The sequence below is a fragment of the Flagellimonas sp. 2504JD4-2 genome (assembly GCF_053642935.1).
Genome location: NZ_JBSIOV010000001.1, coordinates 1,384,846 through 1,400,490, shown reverse-complemented (window position 1 = coordinate 1,400,490; position 15,645 = coordinate 1,384,846). Strand labels below are relative to the sequence as shown.

18 protein-coding genes are annotated in these 15,645 nt (G+C 40.4%); 7 read left to right on the top strand and 11 right to left on the bottom strand.

Translation table 11 applies throughout. The features are described from left to right. Positions 1–31 precede the first annotated feature (31 nt). Positions 32–796 (top strand): alpha/beta fold hydrolase, encoded by a 765-nt coding sequence (locus ACULLH_RS06270; RefSeq protein WP_454087868.1) that lies wholly within the window; start codon positions 32–34, stop codon positions 794–796. 3 nt (positions 797–799) lie between these two features. Beyond that, positions 800–1,417, top strand: coding sequence for a ribosome biogenesis GTP-binding protein YihA/YsxC (gene yihA / locus ACULLH_RS06265; protein WP_454087867.1), 618 nt, complete (start codon positions 800–802; stop codon positions 1,415–1,417). Between the two features lie 9 nt (positions 1,418–1,426). Here yihA and ACULLH_RS06260 read toward each other — a convergent pair whose 3' ends face one another. Then, positions 1,427–1,792, bottom strand: a complete 366-nt coding sequence (locus tag ACULLH_RS06260) for a GTPase (RefSeq protein WP_454087866.1) — start codon at positions 1,790–1,792, stop codon at positions 1,427–1,429. Positions 1,793–1,979: 187 nt separating this feature from the next. Between ACULLH_RS06260 and ACULLH_RS06255 the strand changes: the two genes are divergently transcribed. Beyond that, complete coding sequence (locus tag ACULLH_RS06255) at positions 1,980–2,480, top strand: hypothetical protein (RefSeq protein WP_454087865.1); 501 nt, start codon at positions 1,980–1,982, stop codon at positions 2,478–2,480. 3 nt (positions 2,481–2,483) lie between these two features. Here the strand turns inward: ACULLH_RS06255 and gldC are convergent, their stop codons facing one another. After that, positions 2,484–2,816: a gliding motility protein GldC gene (gene gldC / locus ACULLH_RS06250; protein WP_454087864.1), complete on the bottom strand. Its 333-nt coding sequence runs from the start codon at positions 2,814–2,816 to the stop codon at positions 2,484–2,486. Beyond that, a complete protein-coding gene (gldB, locus tag ACULLH_RS06245; protein WP_454087863.1) occupies positions 2,817–3,806 on the bottom strand; it encodes a gliding motility lipoprotein GldB in 990 nt (329 codons plus the stop codon). Between the two features lie 66 nt (positions 3,807–3,872). Between gldB and nadE the strand changes: the two genes are divergently transcribed. Together nadE and ACULLH_RS06235 are read left to right on the top strand one after the other, a co-directional pair. Continuing rightward, on the top strand, positions 3,873–4,661 hold the full coding sequence (gene nadE / locus ACULLH_RS06240) for an NAD(+) synthase (RefSeq protein ID WP_454087862.1): 789 nt from the start codon (positions 3,873–3,875) through the stop codon (positions 4,659–4,661). 156 nt (positions 4,662–4,817) lie between these two features. Further along, positions 4,818–5,447 carry a response regulator gene (locus ACULLH_RS06235; protein ID WP_454087861.1) on the top strand — a complete coding sequence of 210 codons (630 nt, stop codon included), beginning with the start codon at positions 4,818–4,820 and terminating at the stop codon, positions 5,445–5,447. Positions 5,448–5,505: 58 nt separating this feature from the next. Here ACULLH_RS06235 and dnaG read toward each other — a convergent pair whose 3' ends face one another. Further along, positions 5,506–7,479 carry a DNA primase gene (gene dnaG / locus ACULLH_RS06230; protein WP_454087860.1) on the bottom strand — a complete coding sequence of 658 codons (1,974 nt, stop codon included), beginning with the start codon at positions 7,477–7,479 and terminating at the stop codon, positions 5,506–5,508. 192 nt (positions 7,480–7,671) lie between these two features. On the opposite strand from dnaG, the gene ACULLH_RS06225 reads away from it, so the two are divergent. Further along, complete coding sequence (locus tag ACULLH_RS06225; protein ID WP_454087859.1) at positions 7,672–8,007, top strand: DUF6150 family protein; 336 nt, start codon at positions 7,672–7,674, stop codon at positions 8,005–8,007. Positions 8,008–8,054: 47 nt separating this feature from the next. Then, positions 8,055–8,300, top strand: coding sequence for a zinc-ribbon domain-containing protein (locus ACULLH_RS06220; RefSeq protein WP_454087858.1), 246 nt, complete (start codon positions 8,055–8,057; stop codon positions 8,298–8,300). 76 nt (positions 8,301–8,376) lie between these two features. On the opposite strand, the gene ACULLH_RS06215 is transcribed toward ACULLH_RS06220, so the two are convergent. The 7 genes from ACULLH_RS06215 to ACULLH_RS06185 all read right to left on the bottom strand — a co-directional run bounded on the left by ACULLH_RS06215 (position 8,377) and on the right by ACULLH_RS06185 (position 15,612). After that, positions 8,377–9,444 (bottom strand): hypothetical protein, encoded by a 1,068-nt coding sequence (locus tag ACULLH_RS06215; RefSeq protein WP_454087857.1) that lies wholly within the window; start codon positions 9,442–9,444, stop codon positions 8,377–8,379. Between the two features lie 87 nt (positions 9,445–9,531). Then, on the bottom strand, positions 9,532–10,254 hold the full coding sequence (locus ACULLH_RS06210) for a hypothetical protein (RefSeq protein ID WP_454087856.1): 723 nt from the start codon (positions 10,252–10,254) through the stop codon (positions 9,532–9,534). Between the two features lie 8 nt (positions 10,255–10,262). Then, on the bottom strand, positions 10,263–10,835 hold the full coding sequence (locus ACULLH_RS06205; RefSeq protein ID WP_454087855.1) for an RNA polymerase sigma factor: 573 nt from the start codon (positions 10,833–10,835) through the stop codon (positions 10,263–10,265). A gap of 123 nt (positions 10,836–10,958) precedes the next feature. Further along, positions 10,959–11,936, bottom strand: coding sequence for a polyprenyl synthetase family protein (locus ACULLH_RS06200; protein ID WP_454087854.1), 978 nt, complete (start codon positions 11,934–11,936; stop codon positions 10,959–10,961). 185 nt (positions 11,937–12,121) lie between these two features. Continuing rightward, positions 12,122–13,162, bottom strand: coding sequence for a 23S rRNA (adenine(2503)-C(2))-methyltransferase RlmN (gene rlmN / locus ACULLH_RS06195; RefSeq protein WP_454087853.1), 1,041 nt, complete (start codon positions 13,160–13,162; stop codon positions 12,122–12,124). Between the two features lie 83 nt (positions 13,163–13,245). Continuing rightward, positions 13,246–14,295: a tRNA preQ1(34) S-adenosylmethionine ribosyltransferase-isomerase QueA gene (gene queA, locus ACULLH_RS06190; protein ID WP_454087852.1), complete on the bottom strand. Its 1,050-nt coding sequence runs from the start codon at positions 14,293–14,295 to the stop codon at positions 13,246–13,248. A gap of 87 nt (positions 14,296–14,382) precedes the next feature. Further along, positions 14,383–15,612, bottom strand: coding sequence for a 3-phosphoshikimate 1-carboxyvinyltransferase (locus ACULLH_RS06185; RefSeq protein WP_454087851.1), 1,230 nt, complete (start codon positions 15,610–15,612; stop codon positions 14,383–14,385). Positions 15,613–15,645 lie beyond the last annotated feature (33 nt).

The following is a 15,645-nucleotide window of genomic DNA, read 5'->3' as shown; positions in this document are numbered from 1 at the left end:
ATTTGCCCTTCTTAGGACCAACTAACTTTAGATGGAAGAACACATCATTAAGGAGGGTAAGTACAGTTACATCGAAAAAGGAGAAGGCACTCCCATGATTATTTTGCATGGATTAATGGGTGGGTTAAGTAATTTTCAAGGGGTATCTGATTATTTCCCATCCAAGGGTTACAAGGTCTTGATTCCTGAACTTCCCATTTATGAAATGCCCATGCTCAAGACGACGGTGAAAAATTTCGCCAAGTTTCTGGAAGATTTTATTGAGTTTAAGGGGTTAAAGGATGTGATACTTCTTGGAAACTCCCTTGGTGGCCATATTGGCCTTTTGCACACAAAGATGTTTCCTGAAATGGTCAAGGCACTGGTAATTACGGGTAGCTCTGGACTTTATGAAAGTGCAATGGGCGATGGATATCCCAAACGTGGAGATTACGAGTTCATCAAAAAGAAGGCCCAGGATGTTTTTTATGACCCTGCCGTCGCTACGAAGGAAATTGTGGACGAAGTGTTTGCAACCGTAAACGACCGAATGAAATTGGTGAAGACCCTTGCCATTGCAAAAAGTGCTATCAGACACAACATGTCCAAGGATTTGCCACATATGAAAACCCCAACATGTATTATTTGGGGAGAAAACGATACGGTTACACCTCCTAATGTGGCCAAAGAATTTCACGAGCTGCTGCCAGATTCGGATTTGTTCTGGATTGAAAAATGTGGTCATGCCCCAATGATGGAACATCCAGACGATTTCAATAAAATTCTTGAGTCCTGGTTGAACCAACGGAATTTCTGACCTATGAAAATCACCTCGGCCGAATTTGTGATGAGCAACTCCAATGTGGCCAAATGCCCAAATGAGCCATTACCTGAGTATGCCTTTATTGGACGGTCCAATGTTGGAAAATCATCTTTGATCAACATGCTCGTGGACCGGAAAGGTTTGGCCAAAACTTCGGGAAGACCTGGAAAAACCCAACTTATAAATCATTTTAAAATCAATAAGAATTGGTTTTTGGTGGATTTGCCTGGATATGGTTATGCGCGTGTTTCCAAAAAAAATAAAAAGGTCTTTCAAAAGTATATCACGGAGTATTTCCAAAAAAGAAAACAATTGGTCTGTGGGTTTGTGCTTGTTGATATCAGACATGAGCCACAACCTGTGGATTTAGAATTTATGGAATGGCTGGGAACCCATCAAATTCCCTTTGCCATCATTTTCACAAAAGCGGATAAATTAAAACCAGCAGTAATTGAAAAACAGGCCAATTCCTATCTACAGAAATTATTGGATGGGGCTTGGGAAGAGGCACCACCTCATTTTATCACATCCTCCGCCAACCGCATTGGCCGAGATGAACTGCTGAACTATATTGATGAAATCAATGCTGAGTTCTTCACTTCCCAGCAATCTTGATTGACTCGACTACACCCTTTCATTGACCAACTGGATCAATTCTTCGGCAGTTTGCAATGCATTCAGCTCTTTCGTAGTAATAAAGACCGTTAATCCTTTTTCATCTTCTGAAAGAACAATGGGAAAGTCAAAGCTGTCATCCACCACACTTGGATAATCATTCTGGAACTCGTCCTTATGCAAAAAATCCATTTGGAGCTCACTTTCCTCACGAAATTTCTTCCAAGTATTATTTTCAGAAACAATTCCAAAGGTGATATCACATAGATTGCAGTCGTATGTAGAAGGACTGAAAACCTTATGCATGCTATCCAAAATGGCGTTGCTCACCCCTGAGTTGGCATTGTAGACGAATAGGAGTTTTTTCGTTTTCATAACTCATAAATACATGGATTAGTCTCGATAAATGGTCAAAATTGACAATAACCATCGGAACTTAGCTATCATTCATCAAATCAGACCGAATATCTTTTATTTCATATAATGGTTTGATCAATTGACACATAAACACTGTTTTTATTTGACATACCTTTATATATTGAGAACCCAATAACCAATACATATGCAACAGCCGGCCAACCAACTTACTCCTGGAGGGTTCGTTCGGACCTTAGCAATAGTCCATTTCGGGTTGATCGCAGGACCTCTATTTTTCGGAATTGTAGTTTATTATTTGGCACCCAGTGGTGTATTCAGCATTCAAGATACTGATGATATGTTTTTGATCGTTGTTCCGATCTTTGCCATTACCAGTGTGTTTTTGGGGGATTTCATTTTCAAACAATCCATCAAAAACATCCCTAGGACCAGTACACTCAAACAGAAGCTGATACGTTTTCAAACCGCTTCCATAATTAAATATGCATTGGTAGAAGCTGCTTCTTTTTTTTCCATTATCGCCTTTTATCAGACAAATAACTTGGCATTTCTCTTAATAGCAGCATTATTGATACTATACTTTTATATGTTAAGGCCCACGAAGGAAAAGATAGTCCGTAGTCTGAATTTAAGTACGCAAGACAGAGACTTGTTCCACCGATTCAATCAGCCCTTGGAGGAATAAGACTTATTTCAACTCCAGCTTTTCAGCGAAGTAATCGCAAAAATCCTTCATTGTAGCGGTCATTTTTTCGTCCTGGGTGGCCTTCATGAAAGTATCGGCCATAGTGACCAGGGTCTGGTGAAAAAAGATTTTCATCTCATCCACGGGCATATCCTTGGTCCATAAATCAATCTTTAAAGACTCCCTGTTCTTACTGTCCCAAACGGAAAGCATCATTGCCTTAGCTTCTTCATTTTTTACGCCTCCATCCTCAGCTGACCATTTCAAACCTTCAGGGACGCGATTTTCGTCCAATTCTACAGTAAGTTTTATTTCAGAAGTATGTGCTACTGCCATCTATTTTCTCGGTTTATAATTTGATTTCTTAAAAATTTCATCTGCCGGCAAATCCAACATTTGATTTAGGGTAATATCATTTTTATCCATAAAGGCCCTAACAATCTGCCATCCCATATACCTTCCAAGTCTACCCGGTGATTCACTGTCCAACTCCAATCTAAATTTTGAAAATGGAGCGGGATCTAAGAAACGCCTGTCCAATTCGGATTGGGTACTATATAACAACTCGTTTTCCACGAAATAACGCCAAATCTGCTCCTCGTTTTCCACTGCCCATTGCATTTCTTCATCGGTATATCCAATTTTTTGGGCGTCCGTCTCTTGGGACACCAATCTATCCTTCAGATACAATTCCTTTCCGAAATGTACCATTCTGGATAAAAAGGTTCGATTTCGGGGATATTTCAAAAGGGTCTTCGCAAAGGTGCCGGCCACATCTGAGGTGAGGTATTTTTTATCCAGTCCTGATGCAATGTAACGTTGTATCCCTTCATAAAAATGATGATCAGCGCCTAAATAATTATCCAATCCCAACAGTAAAATGGAATCTGCGAGTATCACCCTGTCATTGTAGCGTACATCCGAAGTAACAGTGACTACTTTTGGAACATTGAAATTTGGGAAGTAATAGGTTATATGTTGAAAAAGCGACTCTAAGTTTTGGGTTTCCTCTCTGAAATCACCAAAAGCCTTGTCAACCTCCTGCGATAATTCCACTTGGATCGTATCGGTAAGTTTGGCAATCCAAATACTATCAGGAAACTGAGCTGGAAACAAATACGGGTATTTGGTTTTCAACGTTTGGATGTCATCCGGTGTGGCTGTTGCAAACTCCCTATCAAAACGTGCTATGGATAATTCAATAGGTATTTTGGAAATTGCTTCAGCTGTTTTATCCTCTTCCTTGCAAGCCAAATACAGCATTGGAATCAGAAAAAATAAAAGGATACATAAGCGAAAACCCAAGTATTTTGACAACCTCTTCATTTTTAACACTGCAGCGTTTAAATTTACAGGGCACAAAGGTAATTTATTGAATCTAAAAAGAAAGGTATGCAAACCGAAAAGGTAATAGAACATATAGTGAATTGGTTAAAGGATTATGCTACAAAGGCAAACTGCAAGGGGTTTGTCATCGGGGTTTCCGGCGGTATAGACTCCGCCGTCACCTCTACCCTTTGTGCAAAGACAGGTTTGGATCTTTTATGCGTGGAAATGCCAATTCACCAGGGCAAAAACCAAGTAAATCGTGCCGATAGACACATTGATTGGCTCATTAAAAACTTTTCAAACACCTCTAGACAAAAAGTAAATCTTACGCCCGTTTTTGATAGTCTAGTGGATTCCTTTCCCAGAGTGGAGGATGAAGAAGCTCGTTTTATGTCACTTGCCAATACCAGAGCAAGGCTACGCATGACCTCATTGTATTACTTTGCGGCCTTAAAGGGCTATTTAGTGGCGGGAACCGGCAATAAAGTAGAAGATTTTGGCATCGGGTTTTATACCAAATATGGTGATGGCGGTGTAGATCTGAGCCCAATTGCCGACTTATTGAAAACCGAAGTCTATGAGCTTGGAAGGGTTTTGGGTGTAAACCAGGATATTATGGATGCTGCCCCTACCGATGGGCTCTGGGGAGATAGCAGAACCGACGAAGATCAGATAGGCGCGTCGTATCCAGAGCTGGAATGGGCCATGAAAATGGATGGCGAAGGAAAAAGTTTTGAAGATTTTTCGGACAGAGAAAGGGAAGTATTCGTTATTTATAAAAAGTTTAATACTTCGAACAAACATAAGATGATTCCTATACCCATTTGTGAAATTCCTGAGCACCTAAAGTGACCTTTCAACCTAAAAATCCCAGCTTAAGACGAAAAAAACCATAGAAATTCTGTGGTTTTAAGAAAAAAAACTGAGTTTTACGCTTACAAAGTGTTATCTTGCTCGTCACGCCGCGTAAGTAATTAAGTACTAAACAACGAATAAAACTCAAACCAAATGATTAAAGTATTAATAGCTGACAACCATCCCATAGTTCGACTCGGCATTAAGCAGGTGCTCGAATCTAGTTCAGATATTGAAGTCATTGCTGATGTTTCTACCACTTCTGAACTATTTGAACTTTTGGAGAAAGTTTCTCCGGATGTTGTAATGCTCGAAATGGACATTCCTGAAATCAATGGGATCGCTACCCTAAGAAAGATGAAACAGGAGTTCCCCAACGTTAAAACCCTGATGTATAGTGGACAATCTGAAGATGTTTATGCACTAAGCACCATTCGTGCTGGAGCTTTCGGATATCTCTCAAAGGCCGCCGATTTAGATTACATTATCACTGCTGTTCGCAAAGTTAGTGAGGGTAATATGTTCATCACCAACGAATTGGCACAACGACTTGCCTTCGATGAAGGGACACAGAAACCTCGAAGATTCTTCAGAAAGCTATCTTCCCGTGAAGTCGAAGTCTTGAAACTTTTGGCCAGTGGAAAGCGTAACAAGGAAGTCGCCGAAGGGTTGAACCTAAACGAAAAAACCGTAAGCACCTACAAAGCCCGTTTGATGAAAAAATTGAACGTGGACAACTTGGTAGATCTTTTGCAACAAGCAAAAGCATTGGAGCTTTATTAAAATAACCAGTTCAAACTGATGAAAATCCCGGGTAGTAATATTCGGGATTTTTTTTTGTTTAGGAGAGTACCCTATTCAATTTGGCGTTCAGTAACTTGTTCAACTGCAGATAGTTTACAATTTCTTCCAAAACCTCAGAATTATCGCCATTATTGTCCTCAGTGCTTTTTTGAAGTTGTAGAATTCGATTTTTTATCAAATTACATCGCAAAGTGAGGATTGTTTCACCCACCAATTGCGCTATGCCCTGCTTCTTTTCCTTGGGATAGATATCCTTCCGTGTCCAGTCATCCAAAGAATATTTTTCTTCTTCCATTAATATGGACGACACCTCGCTGATCATTTCCTGGTCCAGGTTTGACAGAAAGGTATTCACAGCAAAATCCTCGCTCTCATTCAAATCTTCAATGAGCTTATAATAAATGGTTCTGAACTGCTCATTCGTCAGCTCAATCTCATCTTCTTGCAAATCAAGATACACCTTCTCATATACCTTTGCCTCCACGATTTCAGGTTCAAGTACCAAATCTCCTTCTTCATTTTCTTTCAACACCAAATCTTCGAATTCCTGTTTTTGGTTTCCATATAACAACAGCATTTCAATGATTTTCCGCTCCAGCTCGTATTGGACATCAACCTTTTCAACTGCTGGTTCATTTTTGACCACTTCAAAGGCCTTTCGCTCTTGTTTTAACTTCTTGGCGGCATCGGCAAATCCCTTTTTATCGATCTGAGCCAATGTGTTATACAGTACCTCTTCAGAGATTTGCATCATTTTGGCACATTCCTGAATGTAAATTTCCTTTTTGATACGATCAGGAATCTTACTGATGCTATTAACGATATCCCTCACGGTATCAGCTCGCTTTATGGGGTCGTTTGCGGCTTCTTCAGCCAAAAGTGAGGTCTTGAACTGGATAAAATCCTTGGCATTTTCCTCCAGGTAAAGCACCAAATCCTCATAGGTGTTGGTTTTTGCAAAACTATCGGGGTCTTCCCCTTCCGGAAAGCTGCACACCTTAACATTCATCCCCTGCTCCAGAATAAGGTCTATCCCACGTAATGAAGCCCTTAATCCGGCTGCATCACCATCGAAAAGCACAGTGATGTTCTTCGTAAGCCGGTTGATTAAACGGATTTGCTCAGGAGTCAATGCCGTTCCACTTGAGGCCACTACGTTCTGTACGCCTCGTTGATAGAACTGAATCACGTCGGTATAACCTTCCACCAAATAGCAATTGTCTTCCTTGGCGATGGCCTGTTTGGCAAAATAGATACCATAGAGCACCTTGCTTTTATGGTAAATTTCGCTTTCAGGAGAGTTTAGATACTTGGCGGCTTTTTTGTCGTTAGTTAAGATTCGACCCCCAAAACCCAATACTCGACCACTCATGGAGTGAATTGGAAATAGTACCCGACCTTTAAATCGGTCAAATTTTCTGGATTCTCCTCCCGCTTGTTCCTTAACTATGGTCAATCCCGTTTTTTCCAGAAATTCGAGCTGGTAACCATTTTCCATGGCCGTTTTGGTAAAGGCTTCCCATTCATCCAAACCATAACCCAGACCAAATTTCTTTATGGTTTCATCGCTAAACCCACGTTCTTTAAAATAGGTCAGTCCGATCGCTTTGCCCGGTTCAGAATCCCACAGGATTTCCGTGAAATATTTCTGGGCATATTCTGAGACCAGGTACATACTTTCCCGCTCGTTGGCCTGTTCCTTCTGCTCATTGGTCTGTTCGGTTTCCTCTATTTCAATATTGTACTTTTTGGCTAGGTATTTTATGGCTTCGGGATACGTGAAATGCTCGTGCTCCATCAAAAAAGCAACAACATTTCCTCCTTTCCCACTACTGAAGTCCTTCCAAATTTGCTTTACCGGTGACACCATAAAACTTGGGGTGCGCTCATCGGTAAAGGGGCTTAATCCCTTAAAATTGGAACCAGATTTCTTAAGTTGTACAAAGTCACCGATAACCTCTTCCAAACGTGCGGTCTCGTAAACTTGGTCTATGGTCGTTTTTGAAATCAAATCGGTGCTTTAAAATAGCCTTTAAAGGTAATTAAAAAAGAAATTTATGGAACTCTAAAATATGAATGTGCAACATCAACAAAATCCTTTGCACAGCTAAAAATCCATGCTGTTTTTCCCTCGTCCAATAAGTTCCTGTGTTCTTTGGAACAAATCTTGATATCCATAGCACAACTCTTTCATCACAATACTATGAAAAACATTCTTTCAACAGCGTTATTGTTCCTCATGACATGCACTGTTAGCGCTCAAAAGATTTATTCCACGAACAGTGATTACAAAGCCGATATCAAGGTTTTTGTTGTTGATCAGGAATATAATGCTGATTTATTGGTTTTCAAGGTAGATGCGGAATACAAAGCCAAAGAAAATGAGGGAAGATGGTATTTTGTTGATGCTGGATACAAGGCCAAAAAGAAAATTTACTTTGTTGACGCAGCTTATAAGGCCGACCTTAAAGTCTTTTTTGTCGATGCTAGCTATAAGTCCGGCTGGAAGGATATGTCCAAAAAACATTTGATATACTAAGACTCGCCCATTCCAAAAGTTGGAAAAGAGTCCTAGATTTGTAGTATATGATTCTCTTCTTTGGTACAAGACCCGGAAAAAAAGAAACGAAAACATTATCTAGTGTTTCTTGCCCATATTGCAAGCAAACGGGTACATTGACCGCCGTTTCGCAAGCCAATTACGTACACCTGTTCTGGATTCCCATTTTTAAATTGAAAACATCCCAGTTTGCAGAATGCTCATATTGTAAACGTGGTTTTTATAAGGAGGAATTCTCTCCTGAAATGGAAAGGGCCCTACAATACAATTAAATGCCGCATTGAGCGCAGTGAAATTTCGGTTGTAATTTTCAACTGCACTCAAATGGACAATGTAGAGGTTGGTTGGTTACAAATCGAACCGAAGGCCTAAGGAAATATTTCTTTGCTCTACAACAGCATCTTTAAAAATAGGATTCAAGTCGTATTTGACATATAGGAGCATTCCATCAAAACCTGCATACGCACTGAGTCCATATATCAAATCACTGGTGTTGTAATCCCTTTTGAATTTATCTTTTACTTGTTGCCCATCCCTGGAGTATTTTAATTTTTGACGGGTACCAAGATTAAATCCACCATAACCTCCTATTCCAAATCTCACTTGATTTTGAATGGAGTACCGTATACTTTTTTCAGTTTCTCGAAAACGGGAAGGACCGAATTCAAAATGTACCGGAAAAACCAAATTATCCATACGGAGTTTGGATTTATCCAATTCAAACTCAAATTCCTCTAAAGTGGTCTGATCTCCATTTTGCACGAAAATTTGGTTGTTATCTGGCTTTAACCCATTAAACTGGAATGAAAATCCATAATGGAAGCGGAGCCAATTGGAATTCCTAAAAACCCTTGTTCTCCACTGCCATCCCAATTCTAAAAACCTGCTTCCTGCAATTTTATAGGGAGAATCATCCAATGACTGCCCATCAATTAATGCATTGTTCAACCCAATGGCAAGTACAAAATCTGAATAGGTTCGTCTGTCGTATTTGATTTCATCCTTCCATCTATGATTGAAAGAAAATGCCGGTTTCCCATTGATGTCGATTCCCAATCTTATTCTATCGCCGTCGATACTATCTGTTTCCGTCAAGGTTAAAATTTGACCTTGGTTTCGTTGGATCAACGATATTCTATTTTCGATAATGGCAACTCGATTTTCAATGTTCAAGGCTCTTTTTTTAGCCACTTCAGCCTTCAAAAGTTTCGCTTCCTCAGCGGTCAGGGTCCCGCGTTCCATTCTGCGGTTAATATCTTTAACCTCTTGTTTTAGGGCTTCCTTTTCCTGCTGTATGATTTTCTCCTTTTGCGCTTTTAAATGCTTTATGTCCCTTTCATATTCTTCCTGGCCTACAACGTTTTGGGTTAACAATGACAGTACTATTACCGTAAAATACAGTGTAATCTTTCTCATGATGGTTTCTTGATTTTATCCCTCTTTTCCTCCCCCTCCCAACAAAGGGAAGGGAAAGTAAAAAGGTCTTTTGATTGATGAATATTTTTAATTGTTCCGATCGGCAACGGCAGTTCGAAGCTTGAAATAACCGTCTTTAAGTGCGTCAAATATCTGATCTCTAAAGGACTCGTCCAGTTCGTCTTCCACTTCAGTCAATAATGCCATGGCATCCACTTTGCCAGAGTTCAATATTTGGTCTGAAAGGATCTGCCTTTGGGCCGCTCTTAAAAGTGAATCAACTTCTGCTTCGCTTACCTCATCATTCATGGTCTCCAATAGCGCCACTTGTGCCACTACTTCGTTTACTTTTTGGGCTATTAATCCTTCAGGAGTATTTAGTATGTTATCTTTTAGGGGTTGATTTTCAACAATTTCAGATATTGTTTCTTGTGCATCGTCGGATGCCAGCCCTTCAACACTTGACTTTTCTTCAAACTTTGTTTGCGTATCTGTCGCGACTACCTCTGTTGTATTTTGTTCAATGTCCAACGGAATCAGGTCATCTTGGTTTGGTTGGATAAATTCTTCTTGCTGGTTTTCTTTATCCACTACCTGTTGCGTGTTGTCGGATGGGGTTTCGGCTCGGAAAAAGAATACTGAGATCAAAAGAATCCCTATAAAACTAGCGGCCACCGCCAAGAACCATTTATTGCCCGATTGCTTTTGTTCGACCTTAATTTGGCTTGAGACCTCTTCCCAGGCTTGGGCCGAAGGCGCAATGCGACGCTCCTCCAAGGTTTTTTTAATATGTTTTTCCAACTTTTCCATGATGCTATCTATTTACCTCTAGATTCCGATCGAGGTGACATTCCTTTTAATTTTAAATTTTCTTGGAGCATTTTTCGGGCCTTGAACAATTGTGACTTTGATGTGCCCTCGGAAATCTCCAATATTTCGGCTATTTCATGATGCTTGTATCCTTCTATGGCATAAAGCAAAAAGACCATTTTATATCCTTCTGGAAGCTTATCTATCAACTGTTGCACGTATTCCACATCCAAAATGGATGCACTTTCGCCAGCTTCTTTCGGTCTGGATTCCAACACCTCATCATCATACACCACAAATTGTTTTTTACGCAAGTATGAAATGCTCTCCCTCACCATTATTTTTCGTATCCAACCTTCAAAACTTCCCTGATGCCGAAACGATGTCAAATTTTCAAAAACCTTTACATAGCCGTTCACCATAACATCCTCAGCAAATTGTACATCCTTTACATACTGTCTGCATACGCTCAACATCTTGGCAGCATATTTTTCATACAGAAATTGTTGGGCTTGCCTATTTCCAGCAATTGCCCTTTTGATCAACAACTTCTCATTGGTATATAAAGAAATAATCTTCAACAGCGGTTCCCGGTTTTGTTTCTATAAAGATAGACGAGGCGAATTCCAAAAAGGTTGCCCAGGGGGAAATTTTTTAAGTAGATGTGATTTCAGACCAGTTGAATATCGACTATTGCGAAGAAATTACTTTTTGCGGTCAACTACGTAATTGACCATAAGGGTAAGTGCGCTTTTGTATTCGGAGTCGGGGTAATTGTCCAACAAGGACAGGGCCTCATCCTTAAAAGCCAGCATTTTGGTCACGGCGTACTCCAATCCGCCCATTTCCTTAACATAGGCGATGACTTCCTTGACCCTTTTCTTGTTTTTGTTGTGATTTTTGATGGAACTTATCAACCAGCGTTTTTTTTCACTGTCACTTTGATTGAGCGCATAAATGAGCGGTAAGGTCATTTTTTGCTCTTTGATATCAATTCCAGTGGGTTTTCCGATTTTCTCTGCTCCATAGTCAAAGAGGTCATCCTTTATTTGAAATGCCATTCCACAGAGTTCCCCAAACCTTCTGAAAGTTTCAACATGTTCCGTATCAGGTTTCACCGAACATGCTCCCATACTGCAACAGGCGGCAATGAGCGTGGCAGTCTTTTGTCGAATAATGCTATAATATATATCTTCGGTAATGTCCAACAAACGGGCTTTTTCAATCTGAAGCAACTCTCCTTCGCTCATATCCCTTACCGCATTGGAAATAATATGGAGCAGGTCATAATCTTTATTCTCCAGTGCCACCAAAACCCCTTTTGAAAAAAGGAAGTCCCCTACCAAAACCGCAATCTTATTTTTCCAAAGGGCATTGATGGAAAAAAAGCCTCTTCGTTTATGGCTATCATCCACAACGTCATCATGAACAAGACTGGCCGTATGTATCAATTCGATAATGGAAGCTCCGCAATAGGTCCGGTCATTCACCTGTCCGCCATTGATCAATTTGGCGGTAAGAAAAACAAACATAGGACGCATTTGCTTTCCCTTTCTGTTCACAATGTAATAAGTGATACGATTGAAAAGGGCCACCTTTGAAGACATGGATTTTAAGAACTTTTCTTCGAAAAGCTCCATTTCTTGTTCTATGGGTTCCCTAATTTGCGAAACTATCTTCAATACAACCGTAGTTTGGTGAATTTGGTTTTGAATGCCTAAAAGTAGGGAAAATGAAAGAGTTCATTGGTAGAAGGTGCAAGTTTTAAGTTAGGCAGGCAAAAGTATCGACAATCTGCAATGAACAATGGTCTCGGCAATTGCTAATTGCCAATTGATTATTGATTATTGATTATTGATTATTCAACCTAACTCTTATTGGCCAATTGACCGCAGGCGGCATCTATATCCTTTCCTCTTGACCTTCTCACAGTTACAGTAATTCCATTTTGCTCCAATATGTTTTCGTACATGTCGATGGCATCTATTGACGCTTGTTGAAATTCGCCATCGTCAATAGGGTTGTATTCTATCAAATTGACTTTTGACGGAGCAAACTTGCAGAACTTGACCAAAGCTTTCGCTGCTTCGGGGGTGTCATTGATACCCTCCCATACCACGTATTCGTAGGTTATCCTATTCTTGGTTTTACTATACCAATATTCCAGAGCTTCCCTTAAGTCCTTGAGTGGAAAAGTGGCGTTAAAGGGCATGATGGAAGTACGAACCTCGTCAATGGCCGAATGTAAGGAAACCGCCAGTCCAAATTTGACTTCTTCGTCTGCCATTTTTTTGATCATTTTAGGAACTCCAGACGTCGAAACCGTAATGCGCTTAGGTGACATTCCAAGCCCTTCCGGGGAGGTGATTTTTTCGATGGCCTTGAGCACATTGTTATAGTTCATCAAAGGCTCGCCCATACCCATAAACACAATATTGCTCAAGGGGCGATTAAAATATAGCCGGCTTTCCTGATCAATAGCGACTACCTGATCATAAATTTCATCGGGATTAAGATTTCGCATTCTTTTTAATCGTGCAGTAGCGCAAAATTTGCAATCCAAACTGCATCCTACTTGGCTTGAAACACATGCCGTGGTTCTAGTGTCTGTGGGTATGAGAACAGATTCTACAATCAGTCCATCGTGAAGTCGTACAGCATTTTTAATCGTGCCATCGGAGCTGCGCTGCATTTGGTCAACTTGGATATGGTTGATAACAAAGTTGTCCTCGAGCATTTGTCGTGTTTCTTTGGAAATGTTGGTCATTCCGTCGAAAGAATGGGCAGATTTTTGCCATAACCACTCATAGACCTGGTTTCCTCGAAAGGCTTTATCCCCTTGCTCCACAAAAAAATTACGAAGCTGTTCTTTTGAAAGTGCCCGTATGTCCTTCTTTTTTACCTCCACGTGTCAAATATAGTCAAGAAAAATCCCGTAAGGTATTTGGCCAAACGGGATTCACTCTATGATTTATGTGCTTAAATTTTTCTTTAGATGACCAACATGGCATCTCCATAAGAATAAAAGCGATACTGTTCCAAGATGGCTTGTTTGTATGCTTTTTTCATCAAATCATGACCAATGAATGCAGAAACCATCATCAACAAAGTTGATTTTGGTAAGTGAAAATTGGTAATCATGCAGTTGGCTATGCTGAAATCATACGGAGGGAAAATAAATTTGTTGGTCCAACCTTCAAAGGTATTTAAAGTATGTTCCGATGAAACGGCACTTTCCAAACCTCTCATTACGGTTGTCCCCACCGCACAAATTCTTTTCTTCTCCTGTTTGGCGTTATTTACAATCTCCGTTGCTTTCTCATCAATCACCAACTCCTCACTATCCATTTTATGCTTGGATAGATCCTCTACCTCAACCGGGTTAAAGGTTCCCAGTCCAACATGCAAGGTTACCTCTGCAAAATCAACTCCTTTGATCTCCAGTCTCTTCAATAGGTGTTTTGAAAAGTGCAAACCTGCGGTTGGTGCAGCTACGGCTCCCTCGTATTTGGCATAAATTGTTTGATATCGCTCCTCATCCTCTGGCTCAACATCCCTTTTGATGTATTTTGGTAGTGGAGTTTCACCCAATTCGCGAAGTTTTCTTCTAAAGTCGGTATAAGAGCCATCATAAAGAAAGCGCAAGGTTCTTCCACGAGAGGTGGTATTATCGATAACCTCGGCAACTAAACTCTCATCATCCCCAAAATACAACTTGTTACCAATACGGATTTTTCTAGCTGGGTCTACCAAAACATCCCAAAGGCGCTGTTCTTGATTCAGCTCACGTAATAGAAAAACTTCGATGCGGGCACCTGTTTTTTCTTTGTTTCCGTATAGTCTTGCCGGAAATACTTTGGTATTGTTCAAGACCATAACGTCCCCTTCATCAAAATAATCGATTAGGTCCTTGAACATTTTGTGCTCAATTTTTCCAGTTTCGCGATGAATTACCATAAGTTTGGATTCGTCCCGATTTTCCGCAGGATACTCCGCCAATAATTCTTTAGGTAGTTCAAAGTTGAAGTTTGATAATTTCATGTAGGCTTTTTTAGCGTGTTTTTGAAAGAGCGCAAATATACAATCTCGACATAGGGGATGTCAAGTAATTTGATGATTAAATGTGAATTACAGCTCGTTGATGGAAAAACCTAATGTTTTTAGGTCGTTCCAGAAATCGGGATATGATTTGGAAACCACTTCTGCGTCATTGATTTTCAACGAAGTACGCAATCCCAAAGGTCCAAAGGCCATCGCCATGCGATGATCATTGTACGTATCAATCGCCAGATCTGAAGTAATATTTTGACAAGAATGGAGTGTTAAACTTTCGGCATCAATCTCCACCGAAGCTCCCAATTTTTCCAATTCGGTCTTCATGGCACCCAAGCGATCTGTTTCTTTAATGGGCAAGGTGTGCAGACCGGTAAGGTAACATCCCATTCCGAGTCCCAGACAAGTGACCGAAATGGTTTGGGCGATATCAGGGGCATTGGATAGGTCATAATTGACCTTTTCCAGTTCACATTCACGTGTTTTTGAAAGTGTAATCGTATTATTTAAAAATTCGGTCTCCACACCGAACTCTTTATAGATTTCTGACAAAACACTATCACCTTGCAAGGAGTTTTCTTTATAGGAGGACAACTGAATTTTGGTGCCAACATCACCCATGGCAACGATGCTGTAGAAATAACTTGCCGAACTCCAATCTGACTCAACCACCAAAGTGGTATCCTTCACGCTTGGAGTTGCCGCTACTTTTATAAGATTTCCCTCAAAGTGGGTTGCTACACCTATTTGCTCCAAAAGGCCCAAAGTCATCTTTATGTAAGGAACGGAGGTGATTTTCCCCAAAAGCTCCAACTCCAAGCCATTTTGCAAGCTTGGCGCGATAAGCAGCAAAGAGGAAATATACTGACTACTAATATTGGCCGGAAGGGAAACCCTGCTTTTGGTCAGTTTCTTTCCTTTTATTTTTAATGGAGGACATCCTTCAGTTTCTTCGTACCCAATTTCCGCTCCTAGATCACGAAGTGCTTCAACCAATACTTTTATAGGGCGCTCCTTCATGCGCTTTGATCCAGTAAGGATGACCTCTTTTCCCTCTTGCGAAGCAAAATAACCAGTTAGAAAGCGCATTGCCGTACCAGCGTGGTGGATATCCACTTCTCCAGTTGTTTTTTGCAACCCAGCCTGCATCACCTGCCCATCATCGGAATTGGACATGTTTTCTATGGTGATATTGGGAAAAAGTGCCTGCAACAACAAAGATCTGTTGGTCTCGCTTTTGGAGCCTGTGATCTTTATTGTTTTTTCTATTTTTTTGCTATCAGAAAAGGAAAGTTGGAGTTTCAAATATGTCTAATTTGGTTGAAACCCCAAAGCTAG